Origin of the sequence: Streptomyces sp. NTH33 (genome assembly GCF_003236365.1) — a bacterium.
Lineage (GTDB): Bacteria > Actinomycetota > Actinomycetes > Streptomycetales > Streptomycetaceae > Streptomyces.
The window spans coordinates 1-2,061 of sequence record NZ_POTZ01000762.1; the positions used below are offsets into that span (position 1 = coordinate 1).

At 72.6% G+C, this 2,061-nt stretch carries 3 protein-coding genes and 1 pseudogene; 2 read left to right on the forward strand and 2 right to left on the reverse strand.

The annotated features are described in order from the left end of the window. Both C1I97_RS42135 and pip read left to right on the forward strand, forming a co-directional pair. A pseudogene (locus tag C1I97_RS42135) lies at positions 1-128 on the forward strand (uracil-DNA glycosylase); the annotation flags it as partial. 37 nt (positions 129-165) lie between these two features. Continuing rightward, positions 166-1,128: a prolyl aminopeptidase gene (pip, locus tag C1I97_RS35945; protein ID WP_111007122.1), complete on the forward strand. Its 963-nt coding sequence runs from the start codon at positions 166-168 to the stop codon at positions 1,126-1,128. 16 nt (positions 1,129-1,144) lie between these two features. Here pip and C1I97_RS35950 read toward each other — a convergent pair whose 3' ends face one another. Both C1I97_RS35950 and C1I97_RS35955 read right to left on the reverse strand, forming a co-directional pair. Beyond that, entirely contained in the window at positions 1,145-1,609 is a 465-nt protein-coding gene (locus C1I97_RS35950) for a GNAT family N-acetyltransferase (protein ID WP_111007123.1), read from the reverse strand. Then, positions 1,606-2,046, reverse strand: coding sequence for a RidA family protein (locus tag C1I97_RS35955; protein ID WP_111007124.1), 441 nt, complete (start codon positions 2,044-2,046; stop codon positions 1,606-1,608). Before C1I97_RS35955 ends, C1I97_RS35950 begins: the two co-directional genes overlap by 4 nt. Positions 2,047-2,061 lie beyond the last annotated feature (15 nt).

Sequence of the window (2,061 nt, forward strand, 5' to 3'; positions counted from 1 at the left end):
GCATCACCCTCTTCGGCTGTTACCACGTCAGCCAGCGCAACACCTTCACCGGCAAGCTCACCCCCGCCATGCTCCGGGACGTCCTGCGAACCGCGGCACAGGAGGCGGGACTGCCGACGAGGAAATGAGGCGACGCGGCGGTCGCACGGCGGTTATGTTCCCGCGATGGGCCTGTATCCGGAGATCGGACCGTACGACCACGGCATGCTCGACGTCGGTGACGGCAACCGCGTCCACTGGGAGACCTGCGGCAACCCGCACGGCAAGCCGGCGGTGATGCTGCACGGCGGCCCGGGCTCCGGCTGCACCCCCGGCTACCGGCGCTACTGCGACCCGGCCGCGTACCGGATCGTGCTGCTCGACCAGCGCGGCTGCGGACGCTCCACGCCGCACGCGAGCGCGTACGACACCGACATGAGCGTGAACACGACCGCGCACCTGATCGCCGACCTGGAGCTGCTGCGCCGCCACCTCGGCATCGAGCGGTGGCTGGTGTGGGGCGCCTCCTGGGGCTCGGTGCTGGCGCTGCGCTACGCCCAGACACATCCCTCCGCCGTCTCCGAACTGGTCCTCACCGGCGTTGCCACCGGCTCGAACCCCGAGGTGACCCTGCTGACCCACGGCCTGGGAAAGATCTTCCCGGAAGCGTTCGAGCGCTTCCTGGCCGAGCTGCCCGAGCAGGACCGCGACGGCAACCTCGCCGCCGCGTACGACCGGCTGCTCGAATCCCCCGACCCGGCCGTCCGGGAACGGGCGGCGCGCGCCTGGACCGACTGGGAGACGGCGACGATCCCCGCCCCGCCCCGCTCCGTCCCGCGCTACGAGGACCCGGTCTTCCGCATGGCTTTCGCCCGCACGGTCACCCACTACTTCGGCAACGACCACTTCCTCGGCGAGGGCAACGACGAGGGCGTGGTCCTCCGCGACGCCCACCTCCTCCAGGGCATCCCCGGCACCCTCGTCCAGGGCAGCCTCGACTTCGGCAACCTCCTCGGCACCCCCTGGCGCCTGCACCACGCCTGGCCGGGCAGCGAACTGGTCACCGTCAGCCAGGCCGGCCACGACGCGGGCACCCCGGCCATGGCGGACGCCCTGGTGACGGCGACCGACCACTACGCCCGGCGCTGAGCGGCTCGGGTCGGCCTCACGGCCGCCACACGTACCGCACGTCCGGCTCCCGCTCCTCGTTCCCGCTGCCGTCGGTGCGCTCGGCGGGGACGAAGCCGTGCCGCTCGTAGAAACGGTGGGCGGGTTCGTTGACCTGGAAGGTCCACAGGGACAGGCCCCGCGGGCTGCGTTCCTTGGCGAGCGCGACGAAACGGTCGCCGAGGCCGCGCCCGCGCCAGTCCGGAGCGAGATACAGCTGCGACAGCACCTCGCCGTCGAGCACCATGACGCCCACGATGCCTGCGGAGCCGTCCGCCTCGGCGATCCAGGTCTCGTGACGGGGCACCACCACGTCCCGGAACCAGGCGCGCACGGCGCCGTCGGAGTGCGGCCGGACGACGGCCGGCAGCGCGGCGGCGAAGGACCGCAGCCAGACATCGGCGGCGGCCCCGGCGTCGGAGCCGACGGCCCGCCGCAGAACAACAACACCCTCAGCACTCACGCGCCCTCCCCCTCTTCCCTCTCCGGGACGTCTTCCCCCTCCGGCACGACGGCCGTCGCGGTGATCTCCACCAACTGCCCGGGATACCCGAGGCAGGCGACCCCGATCAGCGTCGACGCGTGCGGTCCCGCACTGAGCCCGGACGCCTCGACCACCTTCCACACGGCGCCGAGCACGGCGGGCTCACCGGCGACGACGTACACGTCGGTCGACAGCACGTGCGCGAAGTCGCTCCCGACCGCCCGTAGCTGCTCCGCCAGGTTGGCGATGACCTGCTCGGCCTGCCGCACCGGATCTCCCGCTCCGACCAGCTCTCCACGAGCGTCCAGCGGTACGGATCCGGCGAGGAACGCCAGCTTCGTCCCCGCCTCGACGACGGAGGCGTGGGAGTACGCGGGCGGCGGGAAGAGGCCGGGGGCGGTGACGCGGCGGATCACGGCGAGCTCCTGGCG